The 13,973-nt window shown below is 60.3% G+C and carries 17 protein-coding genes; 7 read left to right on the top strand and 10 right to left on the bottom strand.

The annotated features are described in order from the left end of the window. The first annotated feature begins 38 nt into the window (after positions 1–38). From NKH28_RS20400 to NKH28_RS20375, 6 genes are all read left to right on the top strand, one after another. Positions 39–497 (top strand): hypothetical protein, encoded by a 459-nt coding sequence (locus NKH28_RS20400; protein ID WP_352442704.1) that lies wholly within the window; start codon positions 39–41, stop codon positions 495–497. A 326-nt stretch (positions 498–823) separates the two neighbouring features. Beyond that, complete coding sequence (locus NKH28_RS20395) at positions 824–943, top strand: alpha/beta fold hydrolase (RefSeq protein ID WP_352980258.1); 120 nt, start codon at positions 824–826, stop codon at positions 941–943. Positions 944–1,269: 326 nt separating this feature from the next. Continuing rightward, positions 1,270–2,220, top strand: a complete 951-nt coding sequence (locus NKH28_RS20390) for an alpha/beta fold hydrolase (RefSeq protein WP_352980257.1) — start codon at positions 1,270–1,272, stop codon at positions 2,218–2,220. Between the two features lie 144 nt (positions 2,221–2,364). Next, positions 2,365–3,564 carry an adenylate/guanylate cyclase domain-containing protein gene (locus NKH28_RS20385; protein WP_352980256.1) on the top strand — a complete coding sequence of 400 codons (1,200 nt, stop codon included), beginning with the start codon at positions 2,365–2,367 and terminating at the stop codon, positions 3,562–3,564. Between the two features lie 99 nt (positions 3,565–3,663). Continuing rightward, positions 3,664–3,915 carry a hypothetical protein gene (locus NKH28_RS20380; protein WP_352980255.1) on the top strand — a complete coding sequence of 84 codons (252 nt, stop codon included), beginning with the start codon at positions 3,664–3,666 and terminating at the stop codon, positions 3,913–3,915. A gap of 10 nt (positions 3,916–3,925) precedes the next feature. Further along, positions 3,926–5,038, top strand: coding sequence for an enolase C-terminal domain-like protein (locus tag NKH28_RS20375; RefSeq protein ID WP_352980254.1), 1,113 nt, complete (start codon positions 3,926–3,928; stop codon positions 5,036–5,038). A 40-nt stretch (positions 5,039–5,078) separates the two neighbouring features. Here NKH28_RS20375 and NKH28_RS20370 read toward each other — a convergent pair whose 3' ends face one another. From NKH28_RS20370 to NKH28_RS20350, 5 genes are all read right to left on the bottom strand, one after another. Further along, the gene (locus NKH28_RS20370) at positions 5,079–5,279 is read right to left on the bottom strand and encodes a hypothetical protein (RefSeq protein WP_352980253.1); all 201 of its coding nucleotides are present in this window, start codon (positions 5,277–5,279) and stop codon (positions 5,079–5,081) included. Between the two features lie 66 nt (positions 5,280–5,345). Further along, positions 5,346–5,762: an organic hydroperoxide resistance protein gene (locus NKH28_RS20365; protein WP_352980252.1), complete on the bottom strand. Its 417-nt coding sequence runs from the start codon at positions 5,760–5,762 to the stop codon at positions 5,346–5,348. Positions 5,763–5,988: 226 nt separating this feature from the next. After that, complete coding sequence (locus tag NKH28_RS20360) at positions 5,989–6,357, bottom strand: c-type cytochrome (protein WP_352980251.1); 369 nt, start codon at positions 6,355–6,357, stop codon at positions 5,989–5,991. Positions 6,358–6,417: 60 nt separating this feature from the next. Then, positions 6,418–8,619 carry a xanthine dehydrogenase family protein molybdopterin-binding subunit gene (locus NKH28_RS20355; protein WP_352980250.1) on the bottom strand — a complete coding sequence of 734 codons (2,202 nt, stop codon included), beginning with the start codon at positions 8,617–8,619 and terminating at the stop codon, positions 6,418–6,420. A 10-nt stretch (positions 8,620–8,629) separates the two neighbouring features. Next, positions 8,630–9,085, bottom strand: a complete 456-nt coding sequence (locus NKH28_RS20350) for a (2Fe-2S)-binding protein (protein WP_352980249.1) — start codon at positions 9,083–9,085, stop codon at positions 8,630–8,632. 21 nt (positions 9,086–9,106) lie between these two features. Here NKH28_RS20350 and NKH28_RS20345 point away from each other — a divergent pair, with 21 nt between their 5' ends. Continuing rightward, complete coding sequence (locus NKH28_RS20345; RefSeq protein ID WP_352980248.1) at positions 9,107–9,349, top strand: hypothetical protein; 243 nt, start codon at positions 9,107–9,109, stop codon at positions 9,347–9,349. A gap of 623 nt (positions 9,350–9,972) precedes the next feature. Here the strand turns inward: NKH28_RS20345 and NKH28_RS20340 are convergent. From NKH28_RS20340 to NKH28_RS20320, 5 genes are all read right to left on the bottom strand, one after another. Further along, on the bottom strand, positions 9,973–10,389 hold the full coding sequence (locus tag NKH28_RS20340) for a tautomerase family protein (protein WP_352980247.1): 417 nt from the start codon (positions 10,387–10,389) through the stop codon (positions 9,973–9,975). Positions 10,390–10,555: 166 nt separating this feature from the next. After that, complete coding sequence (locus NKH28_RS20335; RefSeq protein WP_352980246.1) at positions 10,556–11,137, bottom strand: HupE/UreJ family protein; 582 nt, start codon at positions 11,135–11,137, stop codon at positions 10,556–10,558. Between the two features lie 90 nt (positions 11,138–11,227). Next, entirely contained in the window at positions 11,228–12,148 is a 921-nt protein-coding gene (locus NKH28_RS20330) for a DUF4331 family protein (protein WP_352980244.1), read from the bottom strand. Positions 12,149–12,441: 293 nt separating this feature from the next. Continuing rightward, positions 12,442–13,206 (bottom strand): alpha/beta fold hydrolase, encoded by a 765-nt coding sequence (locus NKH28_RS20325; protein ID WP_352980242.1) that lies wholly within the window; start codon positions 13,204–13,206, stop codon positions 12,442–12,444. 191 nt (positions 13,207–13,397) lie between these two features. After that, complete coding sequence (locus tag NKH28_RS20320; RefSeq protein ID WP_352980240.1) at positions 13,398–13,832, bottom strand: VOC family protein; 435 nt, start codon at positions 13,830–13,832, stop codon at positions 13,398–13,400. Positions 13,833–13,973 lie beyond the last annotated feature (141 nt).

Below are 13,973 nucleotides of genomic sequence, written 5' to 3'. Positions count from 1 at the left end.
ACGAGGACTATGAGGGCCACAATTCAGGGAGGTTTGTAGTGTTCAAGGCGCTTCTGCTATCCACAATGATTATGAACACAGGCGCAGTGTTGACGGCGGCTGGTCAGAGCGACAAGCCGCGATCAAGTGTGGACAATCCTATGTGGCCCGCTTCACTGAAATGGGACTGCAGGACCGCTGCCAAAATCGTGTGTGAGCGTGGTGGCAGTTGCTCGGTGGCTGAGGACCACACGGGATTTGTGCTGAACTACGGCAGCAACGAGGCTGAGTTCCCGGCCAGTAATGTCAGGATCAAACGTCACTATCAACAGACCGTGCAGGCAAGCCCTTTGCAGCAGGAAGTCAAAGTCGAACTGGCCGACAACCGCGTTCTATGGCTGACGGCCGTGGATGCCAGCCGCACGTATTCGGAAGCGTGGGTCGGCGCACTAAGCGAGCTGAAGGGTGGCGCGGTACTGATGGAATCCGAGGGAGTCTATTGCATGCCGCACAAGTGAGTGCGCCGAGAGGACAGGCGAGCGAGGGCGATGTGGTCTGAGCGGGGCGCCGACCCCGGCGTTTAAGAAGTGTTCAGAGTCTTCAGCCCGATTTTATCGAGCGGTGAGGTGATGGTAAGTAATATCGATCTGTCGTATCGAGATGTAGAGCAGGAGTAACTGAAACGGCACTTCATCTTGCCCCTCTATGTGACTGACGAGGACGTGAGGCGCGCACCATGCGTACTTTGCATAACTGGGGAAATATTAATTATAATTGGTGAAAGTCGCATAAGATATCTTATGGAACGGCCGAGAAGGCCTTCGGCGCCAATGTAGCGATCCAGATGCGCAACCCAGCGACGAACGTGCAGGAAGTCATCGTGCCAAACGCCGGCCATTGGCTGATGGACGAAGCACCCGCGGCAACGATCGCTGCGGTGAAGGACTTCCTCGTACAGCACTAAGTCCGGCGGGTCGCTCGCTCGCTCAGACCAGCGCCCTTTCGAGGGGCTGTTCGAGGCACTGACCTTTGCAGGATATTGCGCGCTCTGAAGGACGCCATGGTCCGCGGATGGCGAGCGGCATCGCGAGCCCGGTCTGTGTGGCTGGCATCGGGAAGTATCGCCGATACTATCGTGCAATAGATCGTCAGGATGATGCTAGGGCCATGCCCATGACCAACACCTTTGTATCATTGTTTCAACTTCAATGACGCCAGATACCTAGAATAGAGCATCTGAGGAAAGTCCTCGAATCCGGGATGCCCGCCCCCACCTTTGAGGAGCCGAAAATGTCCGTAACCGTTTGGTCCACGTTCTCCCGCCGCTTCCGCCAACTGGCGGCCGGCCTCGCCGCCAGCCTGGTGCTGGGCGCTCTGCCGGCGCACGCGCGCGCGCCCTTCCCGGCTGACTTCCACAGCTCGCGGGTGGTAAACGCCGACGCGACGATCAACGTCCGCGTCGGCGGCCACGGGCCGGCGGTCGTGCTGATCCACGGCTTCGGCGAGACCGGCGACATGTGGTCGCCGATGGCAGCTGCGCTCGCGAAGGACCACACCGTCGTCGTGCCTGACCTGCGCGGCATGGGCCTCTCCTCGCACCCCGCCGGCGGCTACGACAAGTGGACGCAAGCTGGCGACATCCGCGCCGTTCTCGACAAGCTCGGCATCGACCGCGCCGACATTGTGGGCCACGACATTGGCGTGATGGTCGCATATGCCTACGCCACACGCTATCCGGACAAGACAAGCCGCCTGGTGGTAATTGACTCACCAGTACCCGGCATCCCGCCGTGGGATAAGATTGTGCGACTGCCTGCGTTGTGGCACTTCAACTTCGGCGGCCCGGACGCCGAGCGCCTAGTCGCCGGCCGCGAGCGCATCTACCTCGACCGCTTCTGGAACGAGTTCGCCGGCGATCCGTCGAAGATCGACAAGGCGACCCGCCGTCACTACGCCGCGATCTACGCCAAGCCCGGCGCGATGCATTCCGCGTTCGCCCAGTTCCTCGCAATCGACCAGAAGGACACGGCCGACAACCTCAAGGCTATGGAGACGAAGCTGACCATGCCGGTGCTCGCCATCGGCGCCGAGAAGGCTTTCGGCGCCAACGTAGCGATCCAGATGCGCAACGCGGCGACGAACGTGAAGGAAGTCATCATTCCAAATGCCGGCCACTGGTTGATGGACGAAGCGCCCGCGCCGACGATCGCCGCGGTGAAAGACTTCCTCGCGGCACACTGATGCCGGCGGCGCTCCTTCGCTCGGGACACAGCCCCTTTGCGGGGGCTGGGTCCAACCGGCGCCGCAGCCCCTCCGCTAGCAATGGGATTTGACGTGACGTCTGGCCGCTCCGTGCGGATTCAGGTCACCGTTTGGGAGTAACATATGAGCGCGCCGCCAAACATCGATCACGTCACCGCACATTCTGACAGCGACGTTCTGCACTGGCTGACAAACAACACGCACGACGAGCGCTTCCTTGACAATATTTTTGCTGAACTGTGTCTCCGGCTCCAGCGAGCGGGCATTCCGGTCAAGCGGGCGACGCTTTATGTCATGATCCTCCACCCGCAATGGATCGGCTCCCGGATCATGTGGGCCGACGGCCTGCGCGAGGCCGAGCTTAGGAGAGTTGACTACGATGTCAGGGAGCTTCCCGAATTCATCGGCAGCCCCGCCAATGAAATCAATGACGGGGCTTCCGAGGTGCGCGAGAATCTGGAGCGCGATCCCACGCTCGGCCGCAAGCACGCCGTCTACGACGCGTTGCGGGCAAAAGGCCTGACCGACTATGTGGCATGGCCGCTGTACCATACGCTCGGCAAGCGGCATATGGTGGCTTTTGCAACCGACCGGCCTGGCGGGTTCGATGACGCGGATGTCGCCAGCCTGTTGAAACTGCTGTCCGTTCTGGCGTTGGTCAGCGAAATCCGTATGAAGAACCGGCTGGCACGAACGCTGCTGGAAACTTATGTTGGGCCACATGCCGGCGAACTCGTCCTGGCGGGCGCCACCAGGCGCGGAAGCGGGACGACGGTACGCGCCGCCATCATGATCTGCGATCTGCGTGATTTCACCCGGATCTCCGACAACTGGCCGCGCGATGACGTGATTGATCTTCTCAACGGCTATTTCGAGGCGATGTCGGAGCCGATTGCGCGACATGGCGGGGAAATACTGAAGTTCATCGGCGACGGTCTGCTCGCAATTTTTCCGCTCGGCGATCCGTCCGCCTGTGCAAATCTGCTGCGTGCCGTGGCCGAAGCCAGTCAGGCAATAGTGGCTTTGAACGAAAGGAACCGCCAGACCGGTCGTGCGCCGCTGAACTACGGCACCGGTGTCCACGTCGGAGACGTCATGTATGGCAATATTGGGTCGCGGACCCGCCTCGACTTCACGGTCATCGGTCCGGCAGTCAACATGGCTTCGCGCCTCGAAACCCTCACCAAACAACTGGGGCGAACGGTGCTGGTGTCTAGCGCGTTCGCCGACTTGGTCAAACTCGATTTCGACCTCGAACGCGTCGGCGAATATCCGGTGCGCGGGTTCAGTGACCCAATCGAGGTGTTTGCGTATCACGGCTGATTGGAGGCCGCCCCCGGCGACCATTGCCGCGGTGAAGTGCTTCCTTCCAGCGCACCGCGTGTTGCGGAACTCGCCTGCAACTTCGTCAGAGCCAGGGCGATGTCACGATTCGTCAAGCTTGCCCCCTGGGTTGAACCCGTGATGGAATGGATGACGCTGGGAATGTCCCATCACACCTATCGGATGGCAGACGGTTTTCGCGGATCAAGCTCGGCTCCTGCAGGGGCATCACTGAGCCTTTTTACAGCCATGTTGGCGCGCGGCGGCCCAACCGAGTTTGAACATATTCTGAGCTTTGTGCTGAAGAAGGTTTGCAAAGGCGAGCCACATCGCCTTGAGTCCATGATATAGGAGATCGCTGATGATCCCGCCGCTGACCGGTGTCCCAATCCGTCTAAGCCTACGCAATGTACGCACTCGCGCCGTGCGCGTCCCCCTAACCTTTACGCTGGGGACGAGCGCCGCGATCATTCGAGCAGTGCCGATGCTGATGGTCGACCTCGAGACGGAAGAAGGCACCACCGGACGAACATATCTATTCTGCTATACGCCGTCGGGCGCTCGCGCCATTGCCGGGCATATCCAGGAAGCGGTGGATCTCGTGCGAGGTAAGCCAACGACGTCGCTTGATCTTGCTCTGCTGCTGCAACGGCGCTTTTCGCTGCTCGGTGTGACAGGCACCGTTAGGATGGCACTTTCGGCGATTGACATGGCATTCTGGGATGCGCTCGCCCAATCCTTCGGTCAACCGCTTGCCTGTCTCCTCGGTGGTTCTCTGAAGCCTCTGTCGGCCTACGACAGTCGGGGGCTCGGGTTGATGGCGCCAGCCGAACTCGCCGATGAGGCGGAGAGATTGCTAGCGAAGGGGCTGAAAGCGCTGAAGCTGCGCTTGGGCCATCCGTCGCTCGCCGAAGATCTGTCGGCGCTCGATGCCGTACGCCGTCGTGTCGGTCCGGCAGTCTCAATCGTGGTCGATTACAACCAAACCTTGACGACGGCCGAGGCTCTAAGGCGCGGACATGCCCTCGACGAACACGACATCCTCTGGCTTGAAGAACCGATCGCTCACGAGGATTACCGCAACTACGCCCGGCTCGCTCGAGAGCTTCGGACGCCCGTCCAGATCGGTGAAAATTTCAATGGCCCGACAAGTATGAGCCAAGCGCTCGAGGCCGTTGCCTGCGACTGCGTCATGCCGGACGTCGCCCGCATCGGCGGCGTTACCGGATGGATGCAGGCGGCGGCGATCGCGCGAGCCGCCGATGTCGAGATCTCGTCGCATCTGATGCCGGAGATCAGCGCACAGCTGCTGTGCGCTACCCCCGGAGCCCATTTCCTCGAATATGTCGATTGGGCAGACGCACTGCTAGAGGAGCCTTTGCAGATCCTGGACGGTATGGCTATCCCATCGAATCGACCCGGCGCCGGGCTTTCCTGGGACGAAAAGCGACTAGCAGTCTTGGACATGCTGTAACGCTACCAGGTCGTCTCATTCCTCATCGGGCGTCTACGATTCAAAGCATCGAGCATCTGTCGTACAAAAACAGAGCGGCGGGCCAAGCCCACCGCTCTTTGTTGTCGCCCGAGCATTTTGCTGGAATTAGCGGTTGGCCGGACTGGGCCGGCACGTTGGCATTGGCGTCGGCCTCCACATTTCGGACTTCAGAATCGCGCCGGCCCGGCACGCAACGGTAAATTCGCAATTCATAGATCATGGCCATTACCTCCAGCTGTGTGGACAGCTTATCAGCCGGTCACTGCCTGCTCGCATTGGAGCGACCTCAGACCAGCGTCGTTTCGACGGCGATGTTCCCGTCTGTTGCTCGCGAAAAGGGGCACACCTGATGAGCCGCGTCCACGAGACGCTGCGCCGCCGCGCGCTCCATCCCAGGCAGGCTCACGTAGATGCGAGCCGCAAGGCTGAAGGCGCCACCTTCGGGACCAAGATCGATCTCGGCGTCAACCGCGTGATCTGCCGGCAACACGATCTTAATGTTCCGCGCGGCGAACTCCATCGCCGACTGAAAACATGCGGACCAGCCGGCCGCCAGGAGTTGCTCCGGATTGGTGCCTGTGCCGGAACTGCCCGGCCGTGACAGGCTGATCTCAAGACGGCCATCCGAACTACGCGACATACCGGTGCGCCCGCCCGTTGTGTGGACCCTTGCCGTGTACAATACTTTCTCAAGTCGATTCATATCGTCCTCACACGTCTTTCCTGGTTATGCAGTTGGCACGAAGGTGTCGTCCGCACCGTCCTGGGACGATCGTACCGACGGGCGGAAAGTGGTAGCCGGGGACCAGTGCCTCGTCGGATACGGCGCGGTCGACCAATCTGCGCCGCGTCGACTCGAAAAAGCGCCGCGTCAACGTCAAGCTGGCTGTGCCAGTCTGGGTGCTTGGCGAACAATGCAGGCATGTTCGTCACGGAGAGCGTATGGATTTAAGATAGGCAATGATATCCGCGCGATCCGACCCATTGGGCACGGTGGTCGTCATGGTCGTGCCCGGGATTGCCTTTGCGGGCGCTGCAAGAAAGTTTTCGAGTGTCTGGTCGTCCCAATGCCTGGCATAACCGATCATCGCTTTCGAGTAGCGGAAGTTCGGAGCAGTTCCCGCCTGACGTCCAAATACGCCGGCCAGCCCCGGACCGAACTTGTTCTGGGCTGTTGCCGCATGACATCCCGTGCAACGGCTGAACAATGTTTTTCCGTGATCGGCATTTCCTTCGGCCTGGGCCGAGGAAACGATGGCGGCAAAAATCACGAGAGCCAGCGCCAAGGGATGGGACATTGCCAATCTCCAGCAGGTTGTGAGCCGAACGCCAGGTCGGCACTGCCGATCGCGATAGCGTCAGGCCGATTTCAGTTGCTCAGTATCGATCGGTAGCTTTCGCAAGCGCTTGCCGGTTGCCGCAAAGATCGCGTTGGCGACCGCTGGGACGATTGCCGAGGTCCCAGGCTCGCCGATCCCACCTGGCGGCTCGGAGTTCTGCACGATGTGCACTTCGATGACCGGGGTCTCATTCATGCGCAGAAGTCTGTAGGTATCGAAATTGGCCTGCTCGACACGGCCTTCCTTGAGCGTGATCTCGCCGTAGAGTGCCGCCGTGATGCCGAAAATGATGGCGCCCTGAACCTGCGCTTGGACGGTATCGGGATTGATGACGGTGCCGCAATCGACCGCACAGACGACGCGCCGGACACGAACCGCTCCGTCCATCGACACCTCGATTTCCGCAACCTGCGCCATATAGCTGCCGAAGGCGAACTGGAGGGAGACGCCACGGCCGGCCCTTTGAGGCAGCGACTCACCCCAGCCTGCCTTTTTCGCGGCAAGCTCGAGGACCGCTTTTGCGCGCGGTTCCTTGTCGAGGAGGGCCGCCCGATAGGTCACCGGATCCTGCATCGCCGCAGCCGCCAGCTCGTCCATGAAGCTTTCGGTCACGAACACATTGTGCGAGGGGCCAACGCTGCGCCAAAAGGCGGTCGGGATGCCCGGCGGTTCTACCTGGACGTATTCGACGTGCATGTTCGGCAAGGCATAGGCGAGATTGATAGCGCCATCAGTTGAGTCGGGGTCCAGACCGTCCTTGAAATACTGGGGGAAGTATCTCGCTATGACGGAAGACCCTGCGAAGCGATGGTTCCAGGCAACCGGCATGCCTTTTGCGTCGAGGCCGGCGGACAGCTGATCGACGAACATGGGCCGGTACATATCGTGCTGGATGTCTTCCGCCCGCGTCCACACGACCTTTACCGGGCCGTCGACGTGCTTTGCGATCTCGACAGCGCGAACGACACCATCAGCCTCTAGTCTGCGTCCGAAGCCGCCCCCGATGAGGTGATTGTGTACAATCACTCGGTCTACCGGCACTCCCGCGACCTTGGCAGCGAACGCCTGAGCGCGCGTGACAGCCTGGTTGCCTACCCAGATTTCGCAGTCGTCCTTTCGGACATGGACGGTACAGTTCATCGGCTCCAGCGCCGCATGCGCCAGGAACGGAACCTGATAGGTCGCCATCACCTTGGTCATAGCCCCTAACATCGCGCGGTCGACATCGCCGATGTTCTGAGCAACCGCCCCCGGCGTAGATGTCGCCTGCTCAAGTTCTGCGGCGATCGCTGCGGTGGTCAGCGTGGCGTTCGGGCCGTCGTCCCATTCGATTGCCAGTGCCTCGATTCCCTTTTTCGCCGCGCCCATATGGTCGGCGACCACGGCAACGGCGTCGTCGAGCTTTACGATCTGATGCACGCCCTTGACGGCCTTGGCGGCTGTATCGTCCACGCTCTTCACACGACCGCCGAAAACGGGCGATTGTACGAGCGTCGCGATCCTCGCGCCGGGCGGACGAACGTCGATGCCGAAGACCGCAGTTCCGTTGACCTTGCCCGATGCGTCCAGACGTTTTGCCGAGGTACCGATAAGCTTGAAATCTTGCGGTTGCTTTAGCGTCACGCTTTCGGGGACGGGAATGCCGGCGGCTTCCTCGGCAAGTTCACCGTATTTGGCGCTCTTGCCTGTCGGCGTGTGAACCACTTCGCCGCTTTGTGCGCGGCAGGACGCCGGATCGACCTTCCAGCGCTTTGCCGCTGCCAACACGAGCATCGTCCTGGCGGTCGCGCCGGCTTGGCGCATCGGGCCCCATGCTCCGCGGATCGCGTTGGAACCTCCCGTCGCTTGCACTCCAAGCAGGGGATTGACATACAGCTTTTCGTTAGGTGGCGCATGTTCTAGTTGCACATCTTTCAGGTCCACCTCCAACTCTTCAGCGATCAGCATCGGAATGGAAGTGTAGGTGCCTTGGCCCATTTCGACATAAGGCATGGTCAAAACGATCTGCCCATCGCTTTGGATGCGCACGAACGCGCTGGGCACGAACATGTCGGCAGCGGCCGCGTTTGCTTCGTCCATGGCGAACGGCAGGTTGAGACTAAGCAGTAGGCCGCCACCTGCGGCAGCTCCGGCTCTCAGGAAGCCGCGCCGAGAGAGAGCGGTCGCCCTGCCCTGCTCGTCGGGACCGGAAGTTTTGGATCCGTGGTGATCGAGGGTCATGACAGTCCTCTCAGCTCGCAGCAGCCTGTTTGATCGCATCGCGAATTCGGACATAGGTGCCACAACGGCAGATATTGCCGGACATCGCATCGTCGATATCGGAATCAGTCGGATGTGGGTTGCTCGCCAGCAACGCCGAAGCGGACATGATCTGGCCCGATTGGCAATACCCGCACTGAACGACCTCCAGGTCGAGCCAGGCCTTCTGGATATTAGCGCCCGCTTCGGTCTCATTGATCGCCTCGATGGTGGTGATCTCAGAGGTGCCTATGCTATCGATTGTAGTGACGCAGGAGCGGGTGGCCTGACCATCGAGATGCACCGTGCAGGCACCACAAAGTGCGACGCCACAGCCGAATTTTGTGCCGGTCAAGCCGAGCACATCGCGCAGCGCCCAAAGAAGTGGCGTGTCGCCATCGACATCCACTGAGTGTGTCTGCCCGTTAACATTGATGGTGAAGGCCATAGCTTCCTCCCTGTTCCGAAAGTGGGTCTGGCCAAAGCTATCGCCGAGCGGCGCCAAGGCTATTGTCCGATGGTGTCGGCGATGCTTTGGGATTGGTTTGTCACGGCCTTGCTCCAATCTGAATCGAGCCGTCGACTTGCGGTCAACCGCAAAGGGCCGTTGCGGAAACTCGCTTTTGGAGAAAGCCCGCCTCTGCCCGCAAATCCATTAGACAGTGGTATTGTCGATACCTTTGTATTGATGACAAAGGTGCGTTCGGAGTGACCGCCGCCTAATTCAGCATGACCGACATCGCACGACGAGTTCCTCGTGACCCGCGCCCCGGCTCCAGCGCCCAGATTGGGCCATTTGATCCAACAGACTTTTGGCCGTTTCACCATCGGGAATGTGATTGGCGCAGGCCACCACACCAGGGTGGCCAGTGATCGCAAAGGCATCTCAGCCGTCGCCGCTCACCCGCGGCGTGACATGATCCTTCATGCCTCGACGGCTTCGCTGCGTGCCATTGGTGAGGTTGCGATGATCGTGGCGCCGAGGGCAACACTGAGCCAACCAGCACGCCGGTCTTGGCGGAGCCAACTTCGGGTTCGGCGGGCAACCCTGATCCGCCATCAGAAACGACACTGTATCGCCGGGGCCGCAAAGACACGCAGCAGCCGGCCCGCGCGCGAGCGCCGGATCTTATCGCAGGCAGGCCGCCGAAATACCGAGCGGTTTGCCGACCCGAGAATGACGCCGGCAAGAATACGCCAGGCATCGGTCGCCAACAGATCGAGATCGAAAGTGACGCACCGCTTCCAGCATGGAGACGGCGAGTACACGTGACCTTTCGACGAAGGGATTGACCCCAAGCGGACCGTCTTGAGGGATGGAGAAAGGAAGCGCGGTCACGGTTTCGAATTCGGTTTCGACCCCTCTAATTCGCCGGTGAGGAATTGGGCCCGGCCATGTCCAAAAGACCAGTCCTCGTCTGCGTTCTCGACGAACCTTACGATGACGTCTGTAGGCGCAACGATGCAGGCTACTTGGAGCTCCGAGCAAAGTTCGCGATAGAAAGCAGTCTTTTCCTCGGTCGTCCGCGGACGGGTAGTAATCTGAAGGGAGACAACCTTATCCGAACGCGGAATTCCGAGGCCCGTGTCCTCGATCCGAACCCGGCTTGGCCTGTGCTCGTGAACGATCTGGTAACGGTCACCTTTTGGTACATGGAAGGTGCGAAGCACAACTCGATGGGTCGCATCGAGCAGTATCGCGAGTTCTTGATCGGTGCGGCCTTCAATGAGATCGAAACGGAGAAAGGGCATGGCTGTACTTCCTTCTAGCGCCATCAAGCGGCAGCATGGACGATGCCAGCGGTCGACGTCTGCAAGGGCAGACGACGTTCCTTAAGGTCGCTGCGCATAGCGTCGCGATCCTGTCGTGTTCTGGCCGTCTAATTCGACGCCAGAAGCTCTCCCGCCGGACCTAGGTTCAAAAAACTCCCGCGCACAATCCGACGCCTATGGAGACGCAGATTACACCAGCGAGGCGATCGACTGGATCTGGCGCCGCGCGTTGCAAGGCGAGCGCCAAACCGATGCCAATTGCATGCAAAATAGCGGTGGCGACCGCAAACCCCGCGAGGTATTCGAGCCTGTTCACCGCATCAGGCATCTCGGCCCCGTGAGCATGACCGTGCAACAGTGCAAAAACACCAATGATCGCAGCGCCGACCCATGTGGGCGGCTCTATGGCAAACGCCACCATGAGTCCGAACACGACGACCGACGCCAAGATGCCTGGCGCGACAAACGGGACGGCGATATGCGCCAAGCCCAACCCGCCGCCGATCAGCATGATCGCGACGAAGGTCAACGGCCATATCCAGAGCGCTCGGTTGCCTTTGGCGGCGGCCCACAAGCCGACCACCACCATGGCGGTGATGTGATCGAGGCCGCTGAACGGATGCTCGACGCCTGCGGCAAGTGAGATGGCAGAGCCGATATTGGGATGAGCCGAGGCCGGCACTACCAAGGCTACGGTTAGAGCTATCCAAATCAAGATCAATCGCATCGCATTCTCCTTAGTGAAACGGATAATGGGTCTGACTGTCCATGTTGCGGAAGGACAACACTAGTATCGATAGCAAACGCACGCCCTCAGTTAAGCGCCATGCGGCGGCCCCAAGTAGGGGAACTCAGCAAGCAGATCACCGTGCGGCCCGACCATATCCCCCGACACCTTGCCGTTCGTGAGAATGCTGATGAACGCATCGACGGTGTCGTCAGTGAGGGTCCTGCCATTTTTCGGAAATGAGGCGGGTTGTGCCGGGTCATAGGGCAGTATGTCCGGCAGCATTGTCCTCGCCACCCGCTCTGCTTCATCTGCCTGATATCCACCCGTATGCTCGAGCGCGTGTGCGAACACCGGGACGAAGCGGGCGTCCTCTGCAGGCTCGCCCGCGAGATAGGCCTCTTTCTGGTCACCAGGCAGGAAGACTGCCTGCTGGGGGCGCGCGCCGCGTTCGATCTGCACCCAACCCTTGCTTTGCTTCTCAAGGGTGCGGGCCCACAGCCCAACCGGCTTACACCCCAGTGCAGAGTTGGGAACTTCCAACACGATGCTGCATACATTCTTGTCCGAGAAGAAATCAGCTCCAGTGAACCGCAGATCATTCAGGGCACCCAAGGTGTCGAAGAAAAACGGATCGCTTCGCCAACCCGCAAAAAAACGGTAGTCGCCGACCTCTGTTATCTGTGCAGCCCGGCCTGTCGAGACTGGCGCCTCCCTAACGACTACCTGTCCGCCGTCGGCTGTCCCAGCCGCCAGTGCACCTTCAAAGCGGCGCAGAGTGGCAATCTGCATCCCCCCTGATAGGGACGAAACGCTCACTCGATACGCGATATCGGCAACCGCATCGCCGTTCGTATCAATCTTGAACTCGTAAAGCCCGTCGGGCGCAAAAGGCTCGGAGGTGGTAGGCTGCGGAGGGATCACGGTGGAGGACGGATGCACATTCAAGATGAGGATCGACTTGTTCGCGTCCCCCGGTTTGGGAAAGGCATACAGATCGGTGAGGTCCAAACGCGCGTCCCCGCGTGGGAACCCGAAGTCAGGACCTGAATAATGATGCGACATCGCGACATGCTCCTCAGCTATGAAATGGGCTCCGTTGAGCAAACACTGGCAGCGGCCAAAGACGGAATATATTGAACGAAGGTATTGTTTTCATCGAATCGATACTCTAGCGATGCTAGACTCTAAGAAGTTTGTCAGCGGAACGGTATGCACACATGCTTCGCTTGTCAGTAGACAGCGAAGCATGTGCGTAGATAGGCGGATCGGATGATCCGTCGAATGTTCACCTCTCGGCTGATCTACTTCGCAGCATCTTCAATCACTCCGGCGACTGCGGCCGGCTGAGAGATGAAGACAGCGTGGCTTCCGGCCACTTCGGTCACCTTGGCGCCCGAGCGCTGATACATCCAGCGCTGAAGCTCCGGGCTCACGACGTGATCCTGGGTGGTCAGGATTGCGAAGCTGGGTTTGGTTTTCCATGCCGCCACGGAAACATGCGCCGCCAGAGCTTTCTCCGCGAGTTGCTGCTGTGAATCCGCAAGGAACTGAGCGTCCGAGGCCGGGACGTCCTGGGCATAGGTCGCGGCAAACTGAGCCGGCTGCATGAAGAAATACTTGCCCGTGGTGGCGGCGGGCGCCGGGGTTGCCCGCATGGCATCGTTGGGCGCCGCGAACTTTGTAAGAAGCTGCCCGCTGGCTTCCCCAACATCGGGCTGGAGTGCGGCCACATAGACAAGTGCACTGACCTTAGGGTCGGCACCCGCCTCCGTGATCACCGAGCCGGCATAGCTATGACCGACCAGCACGACAGGCCCCGTCTGCTGATCAAGAATACGCTTGGTGGCGTCGACATCCTCTGCCAGACCGGTGAGCGGTTCCTGCACGATAGTGACATGGAAACCATCCTTGGACAGGATGTCGTAGACCGCCCGCCACCCTGAGCCATCCACCAGGGCGCCGTGGACGATGACGATGTCTTTTGCCGGTGTTGAATCGGCGTGTGCCATGGTGCCGCTCGCGGCAACCATGAGGGCAACGGCAAGGCTCTTTGCTAGTATGGACATTTGGGTCTCCTGTGTTTCAATTCTGCCCACCGTCTCGCGTAGCCATCGTGGTGGGAGGCTTGTGTCGATCGGTGATGGCCAACCGGGTCGTTGCTGATCGAATTCGCGCGCCGGCGCACCGGGATTCCGCGCTCATTCGATGATGTTGAAAAACGATGCTCCTCTTCCGGCCGATCGCAGTCCGAGCAGGATCACCGCGCCTTGCGCGCGTCCTCGAGGCGAGGATCGAATGCAAACTCGATCCGTATTCCACTGGGCCCCCGCACGATGAAATGGATCCTGGGGCCGGCACCCGAGGGTTCCGGGCTGAACTCGACGATGACGCCAGGCCAATTCGACACGCGCTCGTAGAGAGTATCGAGGCCGATCCGATCGACGACGGCGAGTGCCAGGTGATGCAGCCCGACGTTTGCACGCCGATCGAACGAGATCGCCTTGCTCGGCGCTTCGACTTGCCACAGCGTCACGACGTCATGTCCGTCCGATATGAACACCGCTGGATAGTCCGCCCGTCCGCCGACGATCCGCCATCCGAGACAATCACAAAAGAATCCTCGCGTGCTCTCAAGGTCGCGGACGCTTAGCCCGATGTGGTCGATACCGCATGTGCTTGGGTTATCTGCCATAGACCCTCCGTCGCTCACGCCGGATTCTCCTGGCCCGCGCCTAGAGCCTTTCACGTTTTGATGGAAGCGTAGCCGGCGTTTGCGAAGTAGTTGTTGCATTCGGTTGCCTCGATCGTTTCAACGAGGTGGCCGATGTGGCGC

This window comes from Mesorhizobium sp. M1227, assembly GCF_040318315.1.
GTDB lineage: Bacteria > Pseudomonadota > Alphaproteobacteria > Rhizobiales > Rhizobiaceae > Mesorhizobium.
Note: the sequence above shows the minus strand (reverse complement) of the source record. Positions and strands in the feature narration are given on the sequence as shown.

Coding starts and splice junctions, on each gene's coding strand:
- NKH28_RS20375 (WP_352980254.1), top strand. CDS start 3,926: ATGATCCCGCCGCTGACCGGTGTCCCAATCCGTCTAAGCCTACGCAAT.
- NKH28_RS20325 (WP_352980242.1), bottom strand. CDS start 13,206: ATGTCCATACTAGCAAAGAGCCTTGCCGTTGCCCTCATGGTTGCCGCG.
- NKH28_RS20355 (WP_352980250.1), bottom strand. CDS start 8,619: ATGACCCTCGATCACCACGGATCCAAAACTTCCGGTCCCGACGAGCAG.
- NKH28_RS20335 (WP_352980246.1), bottom strand. CDS start 11,137: ATGCGATTGATCTTGATTTGGATAGCTCTAACCGTAGCCTTGGTAGTG.
- NKH28_RS20395 (WP_352980258.1), top strand. CDS start 824: ATGCGCAACCCAGCGACGAACGTGCAGGAAGTCATCGTGCCAAACGCC.
- NKH28_RS20390 (WP_352980257.1), top strand. CDS start 1,270: ATGTCCGTAACCGTTTGGTCCACGTTCTCCCGCCGCTTCCGCCAACTG.
- NKH28_RS20340 (WP_352980247.1), bottom strand. CDS start 10,389: ATGCCCTTTCTCCGTTTCGATCTCATTGAAGGCCGCACCGATCAAGAA.
- NKH28_RS20320 (WP_352980240.1), bottom strand. CDS start 13,832: ATGGCAGATAACCCAAGCACATGCGGTATCGACCACATCGGGCTAAGC.
- NKH28_RS20365 (WP_352980252.1), bottom strand. CDS start 5,762: ATGAATCGACTTGAGAAAGTATTGTACACGGCAAGGGTCCACACAACG.
- NKH28_RS20385 (WP_352980256.1), top strand. CDS start 2,365: ATGAGCGCGCCGCCAAACATCGATCACGTCACCGCACATTCTGACAGC.
- NKH28_RS20370 (WP_352980253.1), bottom strand. CDS start 5,279: ATGATCTATGAATTGCGAATTTACCGTTGCGTGCCGGGCCGGCGCGAT.
- NKH28_RS20360 (WP_352980251.1), bottom strand. CDS start 6,357: ATGTCCCATCCCTTGGCGCTGGCTCTCGTGATTTTTGCCGCCATCGTT.
- NKH28_RS20380 (WP_352980255.1), top strand. CDS start 3,664: ATGTCACGATTCGTCAAGCTTGCCCCCTGGGTTGAACCCGTGATGGAA.
- NKH28_RS20350 (WP_352980249.1), bottom strand. CDS start 9,085: ATGGCCTTCACCATCAATGTTAACGGGCAGACACACTCAGTGGATGTC.